This window comes from Okeania sp. KiyG1, assembly GCF_014132355.1.
Classification (GTDB): domain Bacteria; phylum Cyanobacteriota; class Cyanobacteriia; order Cyanobacteriales; family Microcoleaceae; genus Okeania.
Window position 1 is genome coordinate 30,317 of record NZ_BLZO01000106.1, and the last position, 23,132, is coordinate 53,448.

Sequence of the window (23,132 nt, forward strand, 5' to 3'; positions counted from 1 at the left end):
GCTCCATATTTTTTCCATTATCTGGCCAACTAATACTATATGGAAGAAAAAAGGTTATTAAATTAATTATTCCCTTTAAAGTCTCATAAGGTATCAATTTGCCTCGGCGAAAATACTTTGCCCTTTTTCATCACCCTGATCGAAATGCCTTTGCTCTCAAAATGGCTTTTTGGTAAGGCTAATTTCCATTACCTATCTATATAGCTGCTCCCTGGAAATCTTAATAATTCGTCAAAAGCTATACTCCATGTTGAAATCTTCCAGATTCATCAAGGAGTCATTTTTCTTTCTTGACTTGATTTAACTCAGGGACTTATGACTTCGCACTAAATACGGTGATAACTTATGTATGATAAGTTTTATACCTTGATAAGTATCTTATCGGTTGTTACGCAGATATTCTATTATTTTCAGCATATATTTATGATTCAGTGGAGCGCTTGTTTTTTAATTAACCTTTGTGTACTTACCAAAGCTTTATTTAACTCATAGCTACGTTGTTGGGGATTTTTTAGATAAGCTTGTTGTTCTTCTTCAATCATCTCTACATCTTGTTGTACTAATCCATCGAGTAGTTTTTGAGCTGAACCAAATAAACTATTTTTGACAAATCGTCTAAACCATTCTGGGAGTTTATGTAAACGCCAAAAGGCATGAAGTGATGTAAAGTGAATTAGATAAGCTTGGGTTTGTTGTTCGTTAATAGGTAATAAAAGACAATAAATTTTAAAATCTTTGCCTAGGTTAGAAACCCAATTTGGATAGATATAACTAACATTTAATGGTTCGGGATGAAGTTGTCGTAAACTAGGAAATAATAATTGAGATATCGACCAAATTTTGTCGATTTTGTAATAACTTTGAGCATCATAAAAAGCATCTACTCGGTGGTCATTTTCAGATAAATCTATTAATTCTGCTGCTGCCCATGCTTGCCAGTTTTGATGTAAATGTCCGTGGTGCATATCCATCAAATTTTCCACTAAATAAGAATAGTGCGCTCGACATTTTATGACTGAGATTGTGGCGATATAATTTAGATGTTCCCACTCAGGTATTTCTAATGGAAAAACTGAATTTTCTAAGGATTTATCTCCTGGAAATAGCCAGATAAAACCATGTAATTCTTTGACTGGAAAAGTGCGGATTTTGCAACTAGGCAATTTTTGATTACTGCCTAAATAAGGTACATAAGAACATTGACCACTTGACTTAAAACGCCATCCATGATATGCACATTCTAATTCATCGGCGATCGCGCGACCAGAACTAAGTTTGACAAAACGATGAGGACAAAGGTCTTCCAAAGCATGGACTTTTCCTCCTTGGTCCCGATAAAGGACAATTGATTGATGCCAAAGGGTAATGCTGAAAGGTTGAGATTTTACCTCTGCACTGCGGGCAACAGCATACCAGTGATTATGATTAATTCCTAAGTTACGGATATCATGGAAAAAAGTTATTTGAGAGGAAGACATAGGGCTTATATCATGTCCGGTTGAATAGTTATTATATAGTTGGGAGTAGGGCAGTAGGGGAGTGGGGGAGTGGGGGAGTGGGGGAGCAGGGGAGTGGGGGAGTGGGGGAGTGGGGAGATTAAAGGCTTGAAGTAATTATAGAAATTATCAACATATACTATATAACCGGATTCTATATTAAAGATAATATTAATTCTTAATAATTGAAGAAGGCAGCTATGCAGAAGGGAAAATTAGACATCTCCAAAAATTCAAAATAAAATCAATTATCATGCATAAATTATCAATTCTTTCTCCCTGTTGCCTGTTGCCTGTTGCCTGTTGCCTGTTGCCTCTTTTCTGGAGATGTCTATTGCTTATGGATAGTCAACGACCGACCACATTTGTGTCTATAAACCCCAAACAATTTTAAGCATCCCCGTTGACGATGAGGTATTAAACCCGCTACAGAAAAGATAAATCAGAGTAGTTTTGTAGGAGAATTTCACAATGATTAATATTCCAGGTTACCAAATTCTTGCCAAAATTTATGAAGGTAATAATTCAGTAGTTTATCGAGGTAGGCATGAGGAGAATAATCAATCTGTTGTACTTAAATTTAGCAAAGGAGATTTTCCTTCTGAAGCTGAGAATAATCGTTATCGAAAAGAGTATGAAATTCTGAGTTCTTTGAATTTTTCTGGAGTGATTAAAGTTTATGGATTAGAAAAATATAATAATACTCTAGTGATGATTTTAGAAGATTTTGGCGGTGAATCTCTCAAAACATTAATTACATCACAAAAATTTACTATATTGGGCTTTTTGAATTTAGCGATTAAAATTGCTGAAAGTTTAGGTGAAATTCATAGTGCTAAGATTATTCACAAAGATATTAATCCATCTAATATAATTTTTAACCTCACGACAAGCGAATTAAAAATTATAGATTTTAATATATCTTCTGTATTAACTCGTGACAGTTATAAACTCAAACATTCAAATATTTTAGAAGGTACTCTTCCTTATATATCTCCAGAGCAAACGGGTAGAATGAATTGTTCTTTAGATTATCGTACAGATTTTTATTCTCTTGGTGTTACTTTTTATGAACTATTAACTCAACAGCTTCCTTTTACTAACAATGATGTGATGGAATTAATTCATGCCCATATTGCTAAACAGCCAAAACCACCACATGAAATCAATCCAGAAGTACCACATATAATATCAAATATTGTCCTCAAATTACTAGCAAAAACTGCTGATGAAAGATATCAAAGTGCTTGGGGTTTAATTGCCGATTTAGATGAATGTTTAAATCAATTACAAATGATAGAAACAATTGTAGAATTTCCCCTTGGTAGTCAAGATATTTCTGATAAATTTAAAATTCCATCAAAACTATATGGCAGACAATTAGAAATTGAAACGCTAATAGCAGCTTTTGAGCGTGTTTGTAAAGGTAGCAAAGAAATGATGTTAGTAGCTGGTTATTCTGGCATAGGTAAATCAGCTTTAGTACAAACAATTTCTCAACCTATTATCCATCAAGGCGGGTATTTTATTTGGGGGAAATTTGACCAGTTTCAACGAAGTATTCCATACTCAGCAATTGTGAGTGCTTTTTCTGAGTTAGTCAGAATTATTTTAAGTGAAAGTGAGGCTAAATTACATGAATGGCGAAATAAACTTTTAGCAGCTTTTGGTACAAATGGGCAAATTCTGATTGATGTAATTCCGGAATTAGAATTGATTGTTGGAACCCAACCAAAAATTCAAGAATTAGGACCAAATGAAGCTCAAAATCGTTTTAATATCGTCTTTCAAAATTTTATCGGTTTATTTTGTCAACCAGAACATCCCTTAGTTATATTTCTTGATGATTTACAGTGGGCAGACTCCGCTACACTGAAGTTAATTAAATTAATGATGACAGATGTAGAAACAAAGTATCTATTTTTAATTGGAGCTTATAGAGATAATGAAGTTAGTCCAACTCATCCTTTAGTGATGACTTTAAATGCTATTCGCACTCCATCTGAGAGTATGAATTATGCACAAATAAATCAGATAAATTTAACTCCTTTAACATTTGAAAATATTAATCAATTAATTGCAGAAACATTGTGCAACGATCGAGTTTCAGTACAACCATTAGCAAAATTGGTAGAAAGTAAGACCGGAGGAAACCCATTTTTTGTTAATGAATTTATGAAAACTCTCTATCAAGAAAATTTGCTGAAATTTGATTCCGAACAGATTCGATGGCAGTGGAATATAGAACAAATCACAGCACTTGATATTACTGATAATGTAGTGGAGTTAATGATTGGAAAACTGGAAAAATTACCGCAATTAACTCAGAAAGTTTTAAGCTTAGTTGCTTGTGTAGGAAACCAATTTGATTTGAATACACTTTCGTTAATTTATGAAAAAGAATCTTATGCAACTTTTCAAGATTTATTACCTGCTATTCAGGAAGGATTAATTCTACCTGCGTCAGAAACAGAAGCTAAAAATGTAGAGTTGAACTTATATCCATTTTTAATTCTGAATTATAAGTTTTTGCATGATAGAGTACAACAAGCAGCTTATACTTTCATAGATGAATCTCAAAAACAAAATTTACATCTAAAAATTGGCCGTTTATTCTTGAAAAATACTCCTCCAGAATATCGTAGTGAAAGAGTTTTTGATTTAGTAGATCATTTGAATATAGGTAGAACTTTAATTACAGATGAATCAGAAAAAATTGAACTAGCAAAATTAAATGTAGAAGCAGGTAAAAAAGCTAAAGATGCCACAGCTTATGTAGCTGCTCAAGAATATATTACAGCAGGTATATCTCTATTAGACCGGGATTGTTGGACTCAATACTATGATTTAACTTTTGCGTTATATAAAGAAGGGGCCATAGTAGAATATTTAAATAGTAATTTTTCAGAAAGTGAAGCCTTAATCAAATTAATATTAGACCGTTCAAAATCAGTTATTGAAAAAACAGAAGTTTATAATTTATTGGTTGTTCAATATACTTTACGCGCTCAGTACAAAGAGGCAATTGCAGCAGCAAAGAAAGCTCTAGGGTTACTAGAAATAGAACTTCCAGAAACAGATTTACAGACAGTAATAAATCAGGAATTTACTCAAGTCAAAGAAAATTTAGGCACTAAAGAAATAGCTAGTCTGATTAATGAAACAAACATTGAGAAATCAAAATATAAAGTAGCTTTAGCCTTAATAACAAATTTGATTGCATCTGCTTATTTAATTTCACCAGAATTATGGACAGTAATTGTGCTTAAAGGTGTCAATATTTCTTTGAAATATGGTTCAGTTGCTGAGTCATGCCTTTGTTATTGTAACTATGGAATAATCCTCAATAGTTATTTAGGAGATTATCACTCGGCATATCAGTTTGGTCTGTTGGCATTAAAACTAACTGATAAATGGGAAATTTCAGGATTAAAATGTAAGGCTTGTGCTGGATTTGCTAATACATTAAGCTTTTGGTTTAAGCACATTAAAGAATCTAATGTAATTAACAACGAAGGGTATGGAGCGGCTTTAGAATCAGGGGATTTAGAATATGCAGGTTATCTTCTACATAACACTGCTATTAACTTATTATTTCAAGGTATACAAATCTCAGAAATATTGAAAGAAGTTTCTCGTTATTTACAATTTACTCAAAAACCAAAAATCAACTTTCGACAGATACTTTAACAGGAATTAAAAATATTATAGAAAACTTGCATCCACAAACAGAAAAAATGGATATCAACCCTTCAAAAGACGAAAAAATTCACTTTGATATTGACAAAATTAACGAAACAGAATACTTGGAAAATTGTCAACAACATCAAAATTTTCACTCTCTATGTATCTATCTAATTAATAAGTCTTATATTCTCTATTTATATAGAGACTTAGATGCCGCACTGCATAGCATCTTAGAAGCTCAAAAATATCTGACATATATTATAGGTACTGTACCTACAACAGAATTTAATTTTTATTATTCACTAATCTTAGCTGCCCTCTATCCTCATGTTTCAGAAACTAAGCAAACAGAATATTGGCAACAACTAGAAAAAAATCAACAACAGATGAAAATTTGGGCAGATAACTGTCAAGAAAACTTTGAACATAAATATTTATTAGTAGAAGCAGAAATGGTAAGTATTGAGAGAAAAAATGCAGAAGCTATAGAATTATATAATCAGGCAATAGAATCAGCAAATAAAAATGAATTTATCCAATATGAAGCCCTAGGAAATGAATTGGCAGCAAAATATTGGCTAAATCAAAATAAATTTAAGTATGCCAAAGTTCATTTACAAGAAGCTTACTATAGTTATCAAAAATGGGGCGCAACTAGAAAGCTGCAAGATTTAGAGAATCAATATCCAGAATTGCAAAATATATTAACAGTTAAAAATCGCATAATTGATACTCAAACCACAGCAATTTCTGGTGACACGACCAACCATGGCCAATCCCTAGATTTAGACACAGTTATTAAAGCATCCCAAGCAATTTCTAGTGAGATTGTATTAGATAGATTACTATCTAAGTTAATGAAAATTCTCATCGAAAATGCTGGAGCAGAAAAAGGTGTTTTGTTGTTGCTCACAGAAGGTAAACTAATCACTAAAGCTGAAGCAACATTAGATTCTGAAGAAGTCGTAGTTCAAGAAAGTAAAATTAATGAATATGAAAATTTACCACTAACAATAATTAACTATGTAGAAAGAACCCGTCAAGATATTGTTTTAAGCAATGCTGTTGCTGAAGATCGGTTCACAACAGACTCTTATGTTGCTCAAACTAAACTTAAATCAGTCTTATGTACTCCAATTATTAATACTGGTAAGCTCATCGGAGTTTTGTATTTGGAAAATAACTTAATTACAGGTGCATTTACTCCAGAACGTTTGGAAATATTAAGGCTTTTATCATCTCAAGTAGCAGTATCTTTAGAAAATTCAATCTTATATACTTTTGTAGAGCAAAAAGTACAAGAAAGAACTCAAGAATTAAATGAAAAAAATCTACGACTAGAGCAAACATTACAACAGTTACAACGTACTCAATCTCAACTAATTCAAAGTGAAAAAATGTCCAGTTTAGGACAATTAGTAGCAGGAGTAGCCCACGAAATTAACAACCCTATAGGCTTTATTTATGGAAACCTTTCTCCCGCTACTGAATATGTTTCTGATTTACTAAATTTGATTGATTTATACCAAGAACACTATCCTGAACCTGTAGAAGAAATTCAAGATGAAATTGAAGAAATCGAATTGGAATTTATCGTAGAAGATTTACAGAAACTTTTGAATTCAATGAAAGTAGGTACCGAACGTATTCGAGATATTGTCATTTCTCTCCGCAACTTTTCGCGTCTAGATGAAGCAGAAATGAAACCTGTAAATATCCATGAAGGTATCGATAGTACATTTCTAATTTTACATACTCGTATTAAGGAAAAGTCAGATAAACGTGAAGTTGAAATAGTCAGAAACTATAGTCAGTTACCACAAGTTATCTGTTATGTTTCCCAAATGAATCAGGTATTTATGAATTTACTCAGTAATGCCATTGACGCTTTAGCATTTTTGCGAGATAAACAACAGGAATTTGACCATAAACCCACCATTACAGTTTCTACTGAAGTGACAGAGTTAAACACAGTAAAAATCAAAGTTGGGGACAATGGCAATGGTATTAATTCTGAGACATTATCCAAGATTTTTGACCCATTTTTTACTACTAAACCAGTGGGTGCTGGTACAGGTTTAGGACTATCAATTAGCTATTCAATTGTTGTAGAAAAACATCAGGGTAATTTGAGTTGTGTTTCTGAAGTTGGAAAAGGTACAGAGTTCATAATTGAAATTCCTATTAAACCAGCTAGTGGTAATTATAGTTAGAAGGAAGAAGGAAGAAGGAAGAGGGAAGAAGGAAGAGGGAAGAAGGAAGAAGGAAGAAGGAAGAAAGAGTCATATCATGTTCGGACGGGTCAGTTATAATAAAATTTAAGGACTGACAGTACCGACAGTACTAAAGAAATACTGAAATTATCGGCGTTGGTAAAGCCCGTGTATGATATTAATCTTAATTCTTTAGGAGTCAGGAGGGAAGAAAGAAGAAGAAACCCCGAGTATAAGGAGAAAGTTTTTTGGTCGCGTAAAGGTAACATAGTTCTATCGCGCTCTTATCCAGACATGGTATCATACCTCAAATTACCAATGCAAAATTATCAATACCCCATCTCCAATATTTCATAAGCATTCCTCCTTTCTTCCCTATTTTGGCAATCAAGGCGGGGTTTTAGACCCTTATGATTTTGATAAATACGCCTAGTTAAACAGATTTGATATCATATATTGTAAATAATTCTATAAATATTACCAAAAATACTATGATGACTACTGTTTCTGTCGAACTACCCACAGGATAATTCTCAGCGCTGCGTAAAAATCCGCACGAGTTTGTTAGAGAAATGCGGATAGCTAAAAAAAAGCGATGTTGCATCCGCAACCCTGTGGGATAGCTCCTAAAATGCGGTTGGTTTTAGAGGAGCAATCTATCCCTTGAATTGATGTTAATATTTTATCACTTGTAGTTGTCGTAGTAGAGGTCTAAAAATGAGTAACTGGCAAGACCAGATCGGCTTTAATCCCAGAGTTTGTCATGGGAAACCTTGTATTAAAGGAACCCGGATTATGGTTTCGGTCATCCTAGATAATCTGGCAGAGGGGTTGACAATAGAAGAAATTGTTGAAGAATATCCACCCTTGACTTTAGAAAATGTACGAGTGGCGATCGCTTATGCTGCGGCACTGGTGAGAGAAGAAGAGCTATTACCATTACGATAGGAATTATGTTGATAAAATTAGATGAAAATCTCAGTATTACCCATGCTAATTTTCTCAGGGATGAGGGTTACGATTGCGATCGGGTTACTGATGAAGGATTATCTGGTGAGGATGATGAGGTTGTATGGCAGCAAGTTTGTACTGAAGGACGCTTTTTTATTACTCTCGATCTTGATTTTTCTGATGTCCGCCGTTTTCCACCGGGAACTCACCCTGGTATTTTACTTTTGCGTCCGGGTAGTGGAGGTCGCCAAGCTGTGCTTGATATTTTGATGCGAGTTGTGCAGGAATATCCACTTGCAAATTTGCAGGGTTGCTTAGTGGTTGCGGATAAAACTCAAACCCGTATTCGCCGTCCCTCTGTTTGAAGTTAATAGATGTTTAATAGGGCGATCGCTTTTCTAACTTCTTCATAAAAAAAGCATCGCTCCTCTAACGCGGTTGGTTTTGGGAGGAGCGATCGCTAATACTTCCCACTACAAGTGCTTACGTCAGTTGTACGCTCAACCTGTAATTAATGTCGTCCTCAATAAAAGACTTTTGCTCTGTGGGACTCCAAGTTGAAACACCTACATAATAAGTACCTGCATTCAAGGGAACGTTTATTGATTCTGGTAGAGTTCCTTCATTAAAAAACCTTGTAATGAGCTCACCTTCACTGTCTTGCAGTATCATATAAGGATCGCCAGTCAATTTATCAAGATTAAGCTTTACAGTTTTTTCACTTCCTTTTACTTCAAAGCGGTAGTAGTCTATAAAATCAAAACCTCTCCCTACAAAATCATTAACAGTCTGTTTCTTTTTGGTGAGAGTACCCAAGTTGCGGGCGCCTTCACGATAATCATCTTCTATTGATTTCCTCAAGTCAGAAAGTGGTCTTGGCTTACCTTTGGCATTAATTCCATATACCTTGTAACCGCTGTCAGCCAATAATCTTTTATCTAACTCGGAAACTGAGCCAAAAGAAGGAGTTGAGACCCCAGATTCAACCTCATAACTAGGATGAAAGATATCGCTCAGTGGAACATTCTTACCACCGTTAAACTTTCGTGAATATTTCCCTGTGAAGAATCCTTCAGAGACTAACTGCTCGCTCGCATAAGTCCCACCAATAAGTCCCAAGGTATGACCTAATTCGTGAATGAGTAGAGGGTAATAGTCTTCAGGGACAGAATCTTCGAGTCCTGTATTAACAGACATTGTAGTTACTCTAGGCAAAGGTTTTGATTCACTGACGCTGTCAAAAGACGCAATTCCTGCAGCACTGTTATCAGTAAGAGGATCTGCACTTAGGAATACTACCAGATCGTCAACAAATCTATTTGTCTCGAAAGTAAACTTAGGACCACGATTAATATTTACCTGTGACTTTTGTACGTTTTCCAAGTTCACTCCTTTATGTTCATCAGCAATCCATCTCGCCCAGTCATTAGCGGCTTGCTGTGCTACTTCCCGGCGCTCAGGTGTCCAGAAACCAAGATAGTCATTACGAAAATCTAAGTCAATGTTAAAGTTTTTATTATCTGGCGCGTAGGTGTTCTTAATTAGTCCTAAGTCATAAGTGCCGCCGCCTTGGAGACCTCCATTGAGAGAGTAATCAATAGTATTGCCAGACTTGCGATTGCGTTTTGAACCATCTTTCTCAGCAATAAAGCTAACTGTGCGCGGTTTCTTCCAATTAGCTTGGGTAAAGGTAATAGTATCTTGAGTGCCATTGCTCTTATTATTATCGGCATCCACCGTCAAGAACTTACCAGGATCGAACTTCAGCGTTACATTCGATTTAGGTGCTTTGTTCAATCGAACTTGGAAAGTTCCCTCATCCCCTTCTTTCCCACTGAAAGAGAGATTGTTAATGGTAGCTAAATTTGTTGGTGCCTCTTGGGCTGACAGTTTCAGTTTGTAATCAGTTTCTCCCCAACCAATGTTAACTCTAGCGTAATAAGTGCCTGGTTTGAGAGCGCTATTAATTGATTCGTCTTTAGTACCTGCTTCACTGGAACTAGCAACGACATTGCCCTTTTTATCAACTAATTCCAAATTAGCATCGTCCTTCAATCCCTTGAGGTCGAGAGCTAAATTAGTCCAACTCTTGACTTTGAAGCGGTAATAGTCATCGCTATCGTTAGCAAAGGAGCTAACCAAATCGCTCAAGGTTTTATTCCCATTGATCGTACCGAGATTACGAGCTTTACTCCTGCTGTTCCCTGCACCATCTGCTTTAGTTTTTAAGACTAAGTTGTATTTGGTATCTCCCCCATCAGATGGTGAGAAGACGCTGGCGTAGTAAGTGCCTTTCTTTAAAGGTTCAGTAATAAGCTCCTTTTTTTTGCCATCGTTATATGAACCTGCTATTGGATATTCCCGACCGCTCTGGTACAATGAGACATCAGCATTGTCGTCCAATCCCTGGAGACTCAGGTTGAGAATCGTGCCATCTTTTTTGACATTGAATTTGTAATAGTCACTGCCGTCAATGCTACCCACAAAGTCGCGGAAATTTTGATTCTTCTTTAAAGTGCCTAGATCGCGAGCGCTTTGTAAAGTACTACCTGCACCGTCTGACGAAATTGGTGTCGCTTTCAATATCAGATTATAATCAGTATTAGCTCCAAAGTTGTAGAAAACATTGGTATAATAAGTTCCTGGTAAGAGGGCGCGATTAATCGATTCGTTTTTAGTCCCTTCATTGAAGGAACCCGTTATCCAGTCACCATTACTGTCATAAAGTATTAAAGTGGCGTCTTCTTTTAGTCCTTTAAGAGTAAGGTTCACTATAGCACCATCACCGTCCACTTTGAACTGGTAGTAGTCGTTAGGATCTGACGTGCCAATAAAGTCGCTAATCTTTTGTTGCTTTTGTTTGGGAGTACCAAGATTGTAAGCAGTGTCTAGAGTATTGCCCCCCTTATCAGTTTTGCTGGCTCTTCGTTGCGACTTAAACTCAGTCTGGAGTAATTCCTCGTCAGTATTGTTGCGATCGCTCCTACTCACCGAGTCAGTATAAAAATCAGTACTATCAAGCTTCCCAATATCAAAAGCTTTACCTCGACTATTACCTGCTCGATCGCGCCTTTGAGCAGTCCTAGTTTTTGTTTCTATCTCATTAGATTCGCCACCAATTAGAGGATCGACTTTTTCCCCTACATTGTCCCCTTTTCCTATCAGTGGGTCTTCTTCCTCGATTGAGGTCTTTTCTTGTGACTCCTGAGATTCACTTAGACCCAATGTTCCTAAACTATTCTGAGACAGTAATAATTCATCATTACCTGTATTAAAATTTTCAACTTTTACTTCCGAGCTTTCTGCACTCGACCCAATACCACTAGCCGATCGCAGCTCATTACTGACTCCATCTATTCCAGCTAACATTGGGTCGGTAAACTCTGGCCCAAACTTGCTAGATGGTTCACCAAAAATACTATCCATAATTACCTCTGTGCAAAGATTTTTTAGCTCAATATTTGTTTTGTTTTGAGTTAGTTACGTCAGATATTAATATCTCAGTAAATATTCGTATAAGTAAGTTTTTTCTAACTAATAACTAATTCAACTGAAGTACTTTAACATAGACCTAGAGCTTTTTGTCGATAATCAACAAATTTTTTTGATTTTTTTGAAAAAATATTCAAATTTAGTCAAAACAAGCAATTAACTATAAAAACAAAACTAATATTGACAAAAAAATTCATGTTTTATCATCGAAGATCGACAATATTTAGTAAGGAGTGCGATAATAGTTTCTCCATCAATTAATATTGAAAATTACAGATAAATTATTTAGAAATGTTTAATGGCCAAAATTAATCGAAGAGTTACTTATTTCTCAGGGCAAGGAAAAATTAAATTGATAAGTAATTATCTCTATCAATATCTACCAGGACTTACGCAGAGACTCTACAGATAGGGAGGGCGTTTTGCTACCGCATAACTCCGTTAACGCTCCGCGACATGTAAAGCGGAGCTTGGCGTTAGCCAATACCATTTGCTCACGCAAAGCTCCGTTTTATATGTTGCGCAGCAAAACGCCCCTACAAGATGGTGTATTAGTGCCTAATACTAAGTCGCCAACTACTCCGATCCACTTTCGCGAAGTGCAAATGCAAAAGGATACCGAAATATTGTGGTTTAAAGCCTCCCCTTTTAAGGGGATAATAAATAAAAATTTTCATGATTAGTCAATCCTCTTCTTTTCAAGGATAGGTAATATCAAATCCGGTAGCATTGGTATAATTCAGTATTGAGGAATAATTTATTGATATTCTAGAGTAGGACAGCCTTTTGTCCCTACTGACGATAGAAATTATATTACTCCCAAGCCAACGGATTTGATATAATTCTAAATTCTAAATTCTAAATTCTAAATTCTTAAACGTAATTTATTCATTCCCCAATCCACTTGCGAACAGCGAATATTTCTGACGAAAAGACTTATCTGAATCAACATGGATGGTGTATGTACCAGCAACAGGATTATCTATCAGCACTTGCTCCACATTATCTACTGAGTTCTTCTGATTCCGCACCGCATCGTCTGACGGTTTGCCAGGGTTTAAACTCCAGGGATAATAGGTCTGGCCATCCGGTCCAACAATCCATAAGTCGAGGTCATTCACTAACGCTGGTGTGTCATCATCCAATCCATTGCCATGAGCTTTTCCAGCAGGGTCAGTCCAAACAATAGTGGTTTTCAGAGGCTCACTACCGTCTGATTTAACTTCTATCTTCTGCTTGCTGCCAGTATAACTCTCGTCTTGGCGTAAAAGAGAACCGTCTTCTGCTTTCGAGTCACTCAAGAAGTTAGCACCAGCAGCGCCATCTACAACACCCCAACCATAACTATAATCAGGACCTGGGTTGCCTGCATCAGCAGCAGTATGAATTAGTAAACCTTTCATGGTTGCGCTGCTAGGTTTGACCTCGGAACCGTGTAAATTTGTGTAATGTTGGTGCAGGAGTGCAGCAGTACCAGTGACATGAGGTGTTGCCATTGAAGTACCTGATTTTGTGGTGTAGGCTTTATCAAAAGCAGAGCTAGTCGAGTACACCTCAAAACCATTGGCTACCACATCCGGCTTAATACGACCATCATCTGTCGGTCCCCAGCTAGAAAATTTGGTCATTTGTTTCCGGTCGTTAATGGCTCCTACAACCAAAGTATTTTTGGCGTTTTTCTGGATAGGCAAAGTGTCATAGCCAGTTTTTTCGTTACCATCTATTGAGGGGGTTGAGTACACAGATTCATTTGTTATTGCATACCAATATTCATCTTTTTATTAGCATTATCTGGTATTTTTGAATCGTCAACAAAAGTAGCTAAGTAGTAGGATTGATTTCCATTATATTTGTCGTCGCGGTCATTACCTGCAGCCCAAACACTGAGAAGATGGGGATTATCATACAATACCTTGTCTAGTTCTTTAGTATAGTTGCTATATTTGCCAAAGTCTGGATCTTCATCTGAGTCTTCGTCAAGTGGCACCGTCCAAAGCCAGCTTTTTCCTTTCCTGTTCCAGCCAGTCATACCCCCGTAGGAGTGATTTGATATATCTATCTCCTTAGCGACTTCGTCTATTTCTGCTATATCGTTCTGAAAGTCGAAACTAATAATTTCGACCTGGTTAGCCATACCACGAGCTTTTTTATCTACACCAGTAGCTCCAATAATCCCTGCAACGTGAGTAGCATGATCGTTATAGTCGCTGACATCGTCGCCAACATTGACGCGACTGCCACCATCAGCAGCAAATTCTTGGTGAGTGTCGCGAACTTTTCCTTGATCCCAGACACCAACCGTTACCCCAGAACCATCTAAGTTTAATCCTAGCTCACGACCAGACCATAACTGGTCAGTATTAGTCGTATTGGCAGAGCTTTCGTTCAAAGGAATCGGATCGAACTGATCTACAGTAGGACCAGTACCAATAAAATAGACCCCCTTCTCCACTTCCACTGGCTCATCAATAAGCTCGAAACCTATATCCTCTAACTCAGACAGATTCAGATTCTCTTTCAGAACAGTTAATGTTTCTTGATTATTTTCAGCTTCAAGAGTCAAACTATAATTAGCATTGATATTGTTATTTCTTGCCTGCACCCGCACATAATAAGTTCCAGCAGCCAAATTCTCCTCTATTTTCTCTATATTAGTACCTCCTCGTTTAGACTTCTCAATTACTTTTCCTTGCCTATTCAATAAAAACAAATCCGCATTACCAGTCAACTCATCCAGAGAAATATTTACATTCCTTTCCCAATCTAAAGTAAAAGTGTAAAAATCTAGGCGATCGCCACTTCCCACAAAATCGCTGTAAGACAAGACCTGGGAAAGACTTCCAATATCCAGTGCTTTCCCCCTGCTATTTCCTGCATCATCTGGAGGCGCCTTTTCTAGCTCGAACCCTAAGTAATAATCTGTCGAATCCGATTTACTCCTTGTTTTCACCTGTATGTAGTAATCCCCTGAACTGAGAACATGACTAATACTTTCTGCAGTAGTGCCATTGTTTTTTGACTTTTTAATCACTTTACCCTTACTGTTATGCAGATACAAGTCTGCATTATCCTTCAAACCCGCCAGAGAAATATCTATCTCAGCACTTTCCTCTAGTGTAAACTTATAAAAATCTTTCTGGTCAGACCTGCTGACAGACTGCCTAAGTTTAGTCTCTTGATCCTGACCCATAGTCCCAAAATTATAGGCTTTGCTGCGGTTGTTACCAGGTAAGTCCCATAACTTGGAACCCAAGTCGAGAGTGTAGTCAGAGCTGACTCTACTATTTCTGCGTTTCACTTCAACATAGTAATCACCAGGAACTAGAGTCTCCTGTATTTGCTCAGTTCTCTTACCATTTAGTTTGGACTTGTCAATAACTTTCTGGTTACTGTCTAACAGGTACAAATCGACATTGCCACTCAAACCACCTAGAGTAATATATACGTCTTCCTTCTTGTTGACAGTCAAAGAGTAAAAGTCTTGGGGGTTATTTTTTCCTAAAGAAGCACTAAATGACTCGGTATCAATAAATCTCATCCCTAAATGATAGTCCGTTGAAACCTGCTTATTTCTGGATTGAACCTGTATGTAATACTCCCCTGGGTTCAGAATGTGACTAATACTTTCCGAGGCAGCACCATTACGCTTCGACTTTTTAATTTCCTTACCTTTACTATTACGGAGATATAGATCGGCATTGCCATTCAAATCAGACAAGTCAATCTCAACTTGACCCCTTGCATCAACACTAAACTTATAAAAATCCTTGCGATCGCTCCTACTCACCGAGTCAGTATAAAAATCAGTACCATCAAGATTCCCAATATCAAAAGCTTTACCTCGACTATTACCTGCTAGATCCTGCTTTTGAGCAGTCCTGGTTTTTGTTTCTATCTCATTAGATTTGCTATCAGTTAGAGGATCGACTTTTTCCCCTACATTATCCTCTTTTCCTATCAGTGGGTCTTCTTCCTCAATTGAAGTATTCTCTTGTGACTCCTGAGATTCACTTAAACCCAATGTTCCTAAACTATTCTGAGATAGTAATAATTCATCATTACCTGTATTCAAATTTTCAATTTTTAGTTCCGAGCTTTCTGCACTCCACTCAATACCAATAGGCGATCGCAGCTCATCACTTACTCCATCTATCCCAGCTAACATTGGGTCGATCGACTTTTGCCCTAAACTGCCAGATGCTTCATCAAAAATATTATCCATAATTACCTCTGTGCAAAGATTTTTAGATCAATATTTGTTTTTTTGAGTTAGTTACGTCAGATATTAATATATCAGTAAATATTCGGATAAGTAAGTTTTTATATAGCGCTGTGCGCAGGGAACAGGGAACAGGGAACAGGGAACAGGGAACAGGGGGAATAAAAAACCGATAATATAAGACTTTTAGCTATTGGACATTTCCTGTGATTTGTACATAAGCCAGCGCACATTGCTATAACGAATAACTAACTCAACTGACCTACTTTAACATAGACCAAAAGCTTTTCCTAAAACTTTTATAGACAGCTATTCACCATGATATAATTATCGCCATGACAACAAAATTTTCGAATGAAAACAGACAGTATATTTTACCGAATAATTAAGGTTTAAAGCCTCTCCTTTTAAGGAGAAACAAGAAAAAATTTTCCTTTGATTCAATCCTCTTCCTTTTAGGGAGAGGTAATTATCAATTATCCATTATCAATTATCAATTATTGAAAGACTATTTTTAGAGATACCTGGTGTTTACTTTCAACTCATTGGTAAATCTCCCACTCTGGCAAATTCTTACAAGTTTCGCTCAGTCGAAATCAAACAAACAGCTTTTCGTTTGGATGGTGTATTAGTTCCTAATATTCAGTCTCCTGATACTCCCATTCATTTCGGTGAAGTGCAGATGCAAAAGGATGAAGCATTTTACCGTCGATTTTTTGGCGAGATATTTCTGTATCTGAGTCAATATGAGGATGCCAAGTATTGGCAAGGGTTAGTCATATTTCGCAACCGTAATGTTGAACCTGAAGATACTCAACCCTATCAAGCTTTGTTAAATAGCAGCAATGTTACTGTAATTTACCTGGAAGACTTGGGAGAGGAAGCTTACGATAACTTGGGTTTAGGCATAGTTAAGTTGATAGTAGAAGGCCAAGCAAGGGCAGTGCAACAAGCAAAAATGTTAGCGGCCAAAGCAACGGCAGAACTAGCAGACGATGCTGAACGGCAGAAAGTGCTAGAATTAGTAAAAACAATTATCTTATACAAGTTTCAAGATTTAGAACCAGAGGAGGTAATAGAAATGTTAGGCATGGAGGACTTTAAAAAATCTCGACTTTATCAAGGAATCTGGGAAGAGGGGGCATTATCAACCAAGTTGCGAATAGTTCCTTTGTTGTTAGAACTGGGGTTGACTGTAGAAGAGATAGCGCGACGATTGGAATTAACTGTGGAGCAAGTCCAACAAGCTGCTCAAAATCAGTCTAATTAATGTTAAATAGCGATCGCTCTTATTGATTGGTAGAGCGATCGCCTTTCTAATATCTCCAAAAGAAAAAAGCGATCGCTCTTCAAACGCGGTTGTTTTTGGCTGGAGCGATATAGCTGCCGCTAGGCTCCGCCAACGCCTGTTTGTAGTAACGACTTTAGTCATAAAAAGTGACTGGTGAGTTCCGAAACTCAGGTTGAAAAAGGATGTATTCAACAATTAATAATTTCTTTGTTGCAGGAAAAATTAAGCAGGGAAAATAAATATACCTAGTTAAACAGATTTGATATAATACACTGTAAATAATTCTATTAATATTACCAAAAATACTATGATGACCACCGTTTCTGTCGAACTACCCACAGGAGTATTCTCAGCGCTGCGTAAAAATCCGCACGAGTTTGTTAGAGAAATGCGAATAGCTGCTGCGGTAAAATGGTACGAATTAGGGGAAATTTCCCAGGGAAAAGCTGCGGAAATAGCAGGCTTAACAAGGGCGGAATTTATTAACGCCCTATCTCGTTACCGAGTAGATTTTATGCAGTACACTGCTGAAGAGTTAGCCCTGGAGATAACGGATGTTGATTAAAAGAGTCATAATTAATTCTTCCCCATTAATCGTTTTATTTAAAAGCAAACAAACCGATTTACTACCACAACTTTTTGATGAAATTTTGGTTCCAGGGGCGGTGTGGGATGAAGTGACAGCAGGAAGGAAAAATGATGTTGCTGCAACGGGGTTAATGAAGGTTTCTTGGGCGCAACGTATAGAAATGACCGAGATTTCCCCAGAAGTATTAGCTTGGGATTTGGGTAAAGGCGAGTCAGCGGTGCTTGGTTTGGCATTAAAAAAACCTGGTTTTGCAGTTATTATTGACGATAGAGCAGCTCGTCGTTGCGCTCAGTCTTTCGGAGTGGTAACTATGCTTTTTTAATGGATAATTGATAATGGATAATTGATAATTACAGCGGTTTTCATTTCAGTATACCACAGTAGGGACGTTGCATGCAACGTCCCTACAGGGTTTTGGTTATGGCGATGTGGTTCATCAATGAGCAAAAGCGCTGTAAAGATAGTTTTGATTGGTTGGAATTAACTATCGCTCCTTTCCTCCCCAAAAAAGACCGCTCCTCAAACTCGGTTGTTTTGGGAGGAGCGATCGCTACAAGAGAAAAATTATTTGAACTTTGCTATCATGGAAAGAAAAAATGCCCTAGATGTGAAATCAGAATATCCAAAAGAGGTGATCACTGTAGTCGTAAATCTTACCATCAACTACACTCTGAATAGCAATTTCATAATCGACACCAATAGCCAAGTTAGTCGGTACTGTCCAGAGGTAAATACCATCGCTAGCAGTTGAGCTGCTTATTGTGCGATTAAACTGGTTATTCTTGTACAAATAGATGCCAACATTCTCGCTGATGTTGTCATTCCAGGTGAGGTTGTAGCTATTTCCTGTAATCAGAAAATCGCCACCATTTGGTGAAGTGACGGTGATGAACTTATCTGGTTCATTAGCTTTAATGGTGAAGTTGCTGTTACTAAAGTCGTAAATGTCGTTGTCACCGATACTCTGAATAGCGACTTTGTAATCACTACCAGCAGCTATACTTTCTGGTACTGTCCAGGTGTAAATGCCATCGCTAGCAGTTGAGCTGGCTATTGTGCTATCAAACTCGTCATTCTTGTACAAATAGATACGAACATTCTCGCTGATGTTGTCATTCCAGGTGATGTTGTAACTTTTTCCTGGTTCTAGAGTATTGCCACCATTTGGCGATTTTACCGTGATGGAATCATTTGCTTTAATAGTGAAGTTACTGTTACTGTAGTCAAAAATGTTATTATCAACCACACTCTGAATAGCTACTTGATAATCACTACCAGCAGCTATACTTTCTGGTACTGTCCAGGTGTAACTGCCATCACTAGCAGTTGAGCTGGCTATTGTGCGATCAAACTCGTCATTCTTGTACAAATAGATACGAACATTCTCGCTGATGTTGTCATTCCAGGTGATGTTGTAACTTTTTCCTGGTTCTAGAGTATTGCCACCATTTGGCGATTTTACCGTGATGGAATCATTTGCTTTAATAGTGAAGTTACTGTTACTGTAGTCAAAAATGTTATTATCAACCACACTCTGAATGGCTACTTGATAATCACTACCAGCAGCTATACTTTCTGGTATTGTCCAGGTGTAACTGCCATCACTAGCAGTTGAGTTAGTTATCATCCGATCAAACTCATCATTCTTGTACAAATAGATACGAACATTCTCACTGAGATTATCATTCCAGGTGATGTTGTAGCTTTTTCCTGGTTCTAGAGTATTGCCTCCGTTGGGCGATTTGACCGTGATGAAGTCGTCTGGATCATCAGCTTCAATAGTAAAGTTGCTGTTACTGAAATCAGAGACGCTGCTATCGCTGATGCTGGTGATTTTCACCTTATAGTTACTGCCATCAGTTATGGATGTGGGTACTGTCCAACTGTAACTGCCATCGCTGCTGGTGGAACTGGTAATAGTGCGGTTGAAGGAACCTCCTTTGTATAATTCGAGCTTGACATTTTCACTGATGTTATCATTCCAGGTGATGTTGTAGCTATTTCCTGGTTCTAGGGTATTGCCACCGTTGGGTGATTTGACAGTGATAGAGTCTTTAGGTTTGGCTGCATCTACTGATGGTCGCCAGTTAGCAGCATATTCAGCTACCTTGTTAATCGCTAAAGCTGAGTTCTCAAAGTTGCTTCGACCAAGTGCTTCACCATTATAGCTAACAGCAGGGTTAGAGAAGTATGGAAGTCTGTTCCGAGCATAAGACATTATAGTTCCCGCGCCACTAGGGGTAGTGTAACCATAGCCGTAACTAAAAGCACCTTGACCATCAGCATTATCGCGATCATGGGCTAATCCTAGATTATGTCCTATTTCATGGGCAAGGGTATGACGATTCCTAGCATTATAATTGGTAACAACATTAAAAGCATACCTTTCAAATCCGTAAGCAGGTGTTCCCATCAGAAAACCTCTGCCACCAGCATCATCAAAATCGCTGGCAAATAAGCTCACAATATCTGCACCATAATCTTGACGCAGTTTGTGAACTTCATCCATGTAGCCATCTGAAGGTTTTTGCAGTCGTTCAAGTTCAGTATCACTCTTACCAGACTCAGTATAGTTAACCTCTGCTGTATGAACTAACCGTAACTGGGATTTAACTCCGCTTTTAGCAAAGGCTTCATTGGTATCATCAACAGCAAACTCAATTAAATCCTTCATAGCATCCGTACCCCCCTCCGCTCGGCGAGCTTCTGGAGTGTAAACAACCATCAAATCTATTGTTGAAGAGTCATCTAAACTAGTGGGTGCGTCTGCAGCAGTATCAACGATATTTATAACTATTGGTTCGTCAGTATGAGAGTGCGGGCTATGTGCATCCAAACTCAAAGTATAATTAGCATTTGCATTCCCCTTTGGCTGTACCCTGACATAATAAGTCCCTGGATTCAAAGTCCGCTCAATATCCTCTGCTTTCTTACCACCCTTGGTAGACTTCTCAAGAACTTTCCCCTTGTTATTCAACAAATACAAATCCGCATTTCCACTGAGACCACGCAACTCAATATCTACTTCTGTCTTTTCTTTGACTCTGAACTTATAAAAGTCCCTCCGGTCAGACCTACCGACAAATTCCCGCAACTTCTCATCATCCTTCAACACTCCGAAATTATAGGCTTTCCCCCGGCTATTACCTGCTCGATCCCGCCTTTGAGCAGTCCTGGTTTTTGCTTCTATCTCATTAGATTGGTCACCAGTTAGGGAATCGACTTCTTCAACTACATTATTCTCTTTTCCTATCAGTGGGTCTTCTTTTTCAATTGAGGTCTTTTCTTGTGACTCCTGAGATTCACTTAAACCCAATGTTCCTAAACCATTCTGGGGCAGCAATAATTCATCATTACCTGTACTCAAATTTTCAACTTTTACTTCCGAGCTTTCTGCACTCGACTCAATACCAGTAGCCGATCGCAGCTCATCACTAACTTTTGCTCCATCTATTCCAGCTAACATTGGGTCAGTAAACTCTGGCCCCAACTTGCGAGATGCTTCACCAAAAATATTATCCATAATTACCTCTGTACAAAGATTTTTTAGATCAATATTTGTGTTTTTTGAGCTAGTTACCTCAGATATTAATATCTCAGTAAATATTCGGATAAGTAAGTTTTTTCTAACTCTAGCAGAGGGAAGAAGGGAAAGTATTAAGTTGTCTGAGTTTTAAGCTTTTGATCTGTCAAACACCTTTGCTTCGACTGCTATAATAACTAACTCAACTTATATATTTTAACATAGACCGAGAGCTTTTTTGTCGATAATCGACAATTTTTTTGATTTTTTCAAAAAATCTTCAAATTTAGTCAAAAAAGCAATTAACTATAAAAACAAGACTAATATTGACAAAAAAGATTCATATATTGTCGAAAATTGACAATATTTAGTAAAGAGTGCGATAATAGTTTCTCCATAAATTAATATTGAAGATTACAGATAAATTATTTAGAAATGTCTAATATCATGTCCGGTTGAACAGTTATAAATAAATAACGACGGAGGAGTCAGGAGTCAACCCACCCTAACCCCTCCCAGGAGGGGAAGTCAGGAGTCAGGAGGGAAGAAAGAAGAAGGAAGAAGAAGAAGGAGAAAGTTTTTTTTATCACTAATCATCCGGACATGATATAATGGCCAAAATTAATCGAAGAGTTACTTATTTCTCAGGGCAAGGAAGAAATTAAATTGATAAGTAATTATCTCTATCAATATCTACCAGGACTTACGCACCAGAGTCTACAGATAGGGAGGGCGAATACCATTCGCCCCTACAAGATGGTGTATTAGTGCCTAATACCGAGTCGCCAACTACTCCAGTCCACTTTGGCGAAGTGCAAATGCAAAAGGATACAGCATTTTACCGTCGATTTTTTGCCGAGATTTTCCTCTATCTTTATCAATATGAAGAAACCAAGCATTGGCAAGCATTAGTAGTATTTCGCAACCGCAAGATTGAACCCGAAGATTCTCAACCCTATCAAGCTTTGTTAAATAGTAGCAACGTTACCAGAATTTATCTGGAAGATTTGGGCGATGAAGCTTATGAAAACTTGGGTTTAGGCATAGTTAAATTGATAGTAGAAGACCAAGCAAGGGCAGTGGAACAGGCAAAAATGTTAGCGGCCAAAGCAACGGCAGAACTAGCAGACGATGCTGAACGACAAAAAGTGCTAGAATTAGTAAAAACAATTATTTTATACAAATTTAAAGATTTAGAACCAGAGGAGGTAATAGAAATGTTAGGCATGGAGGACTTTAAAAAATCTCGACTTTATCAAGGAATGCAGCGGCTAGCTAGGCAGGAGTGTATAGAAGAGGGCAGAGAAGAAGGTAGAAAAGAAGGCAGAGAAGAAGGCAGAGAAGAAGGTAGAAAAGAAGGCAGAGAAGAAGGCAGAGAAGAGGGAAAACTATTGACAGTTCCTCTGTTGTTAGAACTGGGGTTGACTGTAGAAGAGATAGCACGACGATTGGAGTTAACTGTGGAGCAAGTTCAACAAGCCGCTCAAAATCAGTCTAATTAATCAGGACTCACGCAGAGACTCTACTTATGGAGAGGGCGAATACCATTCGCCCCTACAAATGGTGCTTTAACAGGACTTACGCACGATCGCTATATATAGGCCGTTCGCCCCATCACCCCATCACCCCATCTCCCCATCTCCCCATCTCCCCATCTCCTCATCACCCCAT

The 23,132-nt window shown here is 37.6% G+C and carries 17 protein-coding genes; 11 read left to right on the top strand and 6 right to left on the bottom strand.

Features of this window, described 5'->3' with window-relative positions; translation table 11 throughout:
* Positions 1–428: 428 nt before the first annotated feature.
* On the bottom strand, positions 429–1,478 hold the full coding sequence (locus tag SAGCYANO_RS24980; RefSeq protein WP_202222560.1) for an aromatic ring-hydroxylating dioxygenase subunit alpha: 1,050 nt from the start codon (positions 1,476–1,478) through the stop codon (positions 429–431).
* Between the two features lie 489 nt (positions 1,479–1,967).
* On the opposite strand from SAGCYANO_RS24980, the gene SAGCYANO_RS45585 reads away from it, so the two are divergent.
* From SAGCYANO_RS45585 to SAGCYANO_RS24995, 5 genes are all read left to right on the top strand, one after another.
* Complete coding sequence (locus SAGCYANO_RS45585; RefSeq protein WP_237396659.1) at positions 1,968–5,186, top strand: AAA family ATPase; 3,219 nt, start codon at positions 1,968–1,970, stop codon at positions 5,184–5,186.
* Between the two features lie 47 nt (positions 5,187–5,233).
* Complete coding sequence (locus tag SAGCYANO_RS45590) at positions 5,234–7,396, top strand: ATP-binding protein (protein WP_237396660.1); 2,163 nt, start codon at positions 5,234–5,236, stop codon at positions 7,394–7,396.
* Positions 7,380–7,505 carry a hypothetical protein gene (locus tag SAGCYANO_RS48020; protein WP_255502695.1) on the top strand — a complete coding sequence of 42 codons (126 nt, stop codon included), beginning with the start codon at positions 7,380–7,382 and terminating at the stop codon, positions 7,503–7,505. The genes SAGCYANO_RS45590 and SAGCYANO_RS48020 overlap by 17 nt, the downstream gene beginning before the upstream one ends.
* Before the next feature lie 608 nt (positions 7,506–8,113).
* Complete coding sequence (locus SAGCYANO_RS24990; RefSeq protein WP_202222561.1) at positions 8,114–8,344, top strand: DUF433 domain-containing protein; 231 nt, start codon at positions 8,114–8,116, stop codon at positions 8,342–8,344.
* 5 nt (positions 8,345–8,349) lie between these two features.
* Complete coding sequence (locus tag SAGCYANO_RS24995; RefSeq protein ID WP_237396661.1) at positions 8,350–8,712, top strand: DUF5615 family PIN-like protein; 363 nt, start codon at positions 8,350–8,352, stop codon at positions 8,710–8,712.
* Positions 8,713–8,830: 118 nt separating this feature from the next.
* On the opposite strand, the gene SAGCYANO_RS25000 is transcribed toward SAGCYANO_RS24995, so the two are convergent.
* A complete protein-coding gene (locus SAGCYANO_RS25000) occupies positions 8,831–11,773 on the bottom strand; it encodes a PPC domain-containing protein (protein ID WP_202222562.1) in 2,943 nt (980 codons plus the stop codon).
* Positions 11,774–12,354: 581 nt separating this feature from the next.
* Here SAGCYANO_RS25000 and SAGCYANO_RS50625 point away from each other — a divergent pair.
* Positions 12,355–12,522 carry a DUF2887 domain-containing protein gene (locus SAGCYANO_RS50625; protein WP_375339986.1) on the top strand — a complete coding sequence of 56 codons (168 nt, stop codon included), beginning with the start codon at positions 12,355–12,357 and terminating at the stop codon, positions 12,520–12,522.
* Positions 12,523–12,723: 201 nt separating this feature from the next.
* Here SAGCYANO_RS50625 and SAGCYANO_RS25010 read toward each other — a convergent pair whose 3' ends face one another.
* Complete coding sequence (locus tag SAGCYANO_RS25010; protein ID WP_202222564.1) at positions 12,724–13,581, bottom strand: S8 family serine peptidase; 858 nt, start codon at positions 13,579–13,581, stop codon at positions 12,724–12,726.
* Positions 13,582–13,592: 11 nt separating this feature from the next.
* Positions 13,593–16,061 carry a pre-peptidase C-terminal domain-containing protein gene (locus SAGCYANO_RS25015; protein WP_202222565.1) on the bottom strand — a complete coding sequence of 823 codons (2,469 nt, stop codon included), beginning with the start codon at positions 16,059–16,061 and terminating at the stop codon, positions 13,593–13,595.
* A 496-nt stretch (positions 16,062–16,557) separates the two neighbouring features.
* Here SAGCYANO_RS25015 and SAGCYANO_RS25020 point away from each other — a divergent pair, with 496 nt between their 5' ends.
* Positions 16,558–17,328 carry an Rpn family recombination-promoting nuclease/putative transposase gene (locus SAGCYANO_RS25020; protein WP_255502696.1) on the top strand — a complete coding sequence of 257 codons (771 nt, stop codon included), beginning with the start codon at positions 16,558–16,560 and terminating at the stop codon, positions 17,326–17,328.
* On the opposite strand, the gene SAGCYANO_RS25025 is transcribed toward SAGCYANO_RS25020, so the two are convergent.
* Complete coding sequence (locus SAGCYANO_RS25025; protein ID WP_202222566.1) at positions 17,281–17,490, bottom strand: hypothetical protein; 210 nt, start codon at positions 17,488–17,490, stop codon at positions 17,281–17,283. The genes SAGCYANO_RS25020 and SAGCYANO_RS25025 overlap by 48 nt on opposite strands.
* 166 nt (positions 17,491–17,656) lie before the next feature.
* Between SAGCYANO_RS25025 and SAGCYANO_RS25030 the strand changes: the two genes are divergently transcribed.
* From SAGCYANO_RS25030 to SAGCYANO_RS25040, 3 genes are all read left to right on the top strand, one after another.
* On the top strand, positions 17,657–17,914 hold the full coding sequence (locus SAGCYANO_RS25030; RefSeq protein ID WP_307785968.1) for a UPF0175 family protein: 258 nt from the start codon (positions 17,657–17,659) through the stop codon (positions 17,912–17,914).
* The gene (locus SAGCYANO_RS25035; protein ID WP_202222567.1) at positions 17,904–18,260 is read left to right on the top strand and encodes a hypothetical protein; all 357 of its coding nucleotides are present in this window, start codon (positions 17,904–17,906) and stop codon (positions 18,258–18,260) included. The genes SAGCYANO_RS25030 and SAGCYANO_RS25035 overlap by 11 nt, the downstream gene beginning before the upstream one ends.
* Positions 18,261–18,331: 71 nt before the next feature.
* A complete protein-coding gene (locus tag SAGCYANO_RS25040) occupies positions 18,332–18,616 on the top strand; it encodes a hypothetical protein (protein ID WP_202222568.1) in 285 nt (94 codons plus the stop codon).
* Here the strand turns inward: SAGCYANO_RS25040 and SAGCYANO_RS25045 are convergent.
* A complete protein-coding gene (locus SAGCYANO_RS25045) occupies positions 18,552–21,461 on the bottom strand; it encodes a Ser-Thr-rich GPI-anchored membrane family protein (RefSeq protein ID WP_202222569.1) in 2,910 nt (969 codons plus the stop codon). The two genes, SAGCYANO_RS25040 and SAGCYANO_RS25045, sit on opposite strands and share 65 nt — an antisense overlap.
* 767 nt (positions 21,462–22,228) lie before the next feature.
* On the opposite strand from SAGCYANO_RS25045, the gene SAGCYANO_RS25050 reads away from it, so the two are divergent.
* Complete coding sequence (locus tag SAGCYANO_RS25050) at positions 22,229–22,963, top strand: Rpn family recombination-promoting nuclease/putative transposase (RefSeq protein WP_202222570.1); 735 nt, start codon at positions 22,229–22,231, stop codon at positions 22,961–22,963.
* Positions 22,964–23,132: the final 169 nt, after the last annotated feature.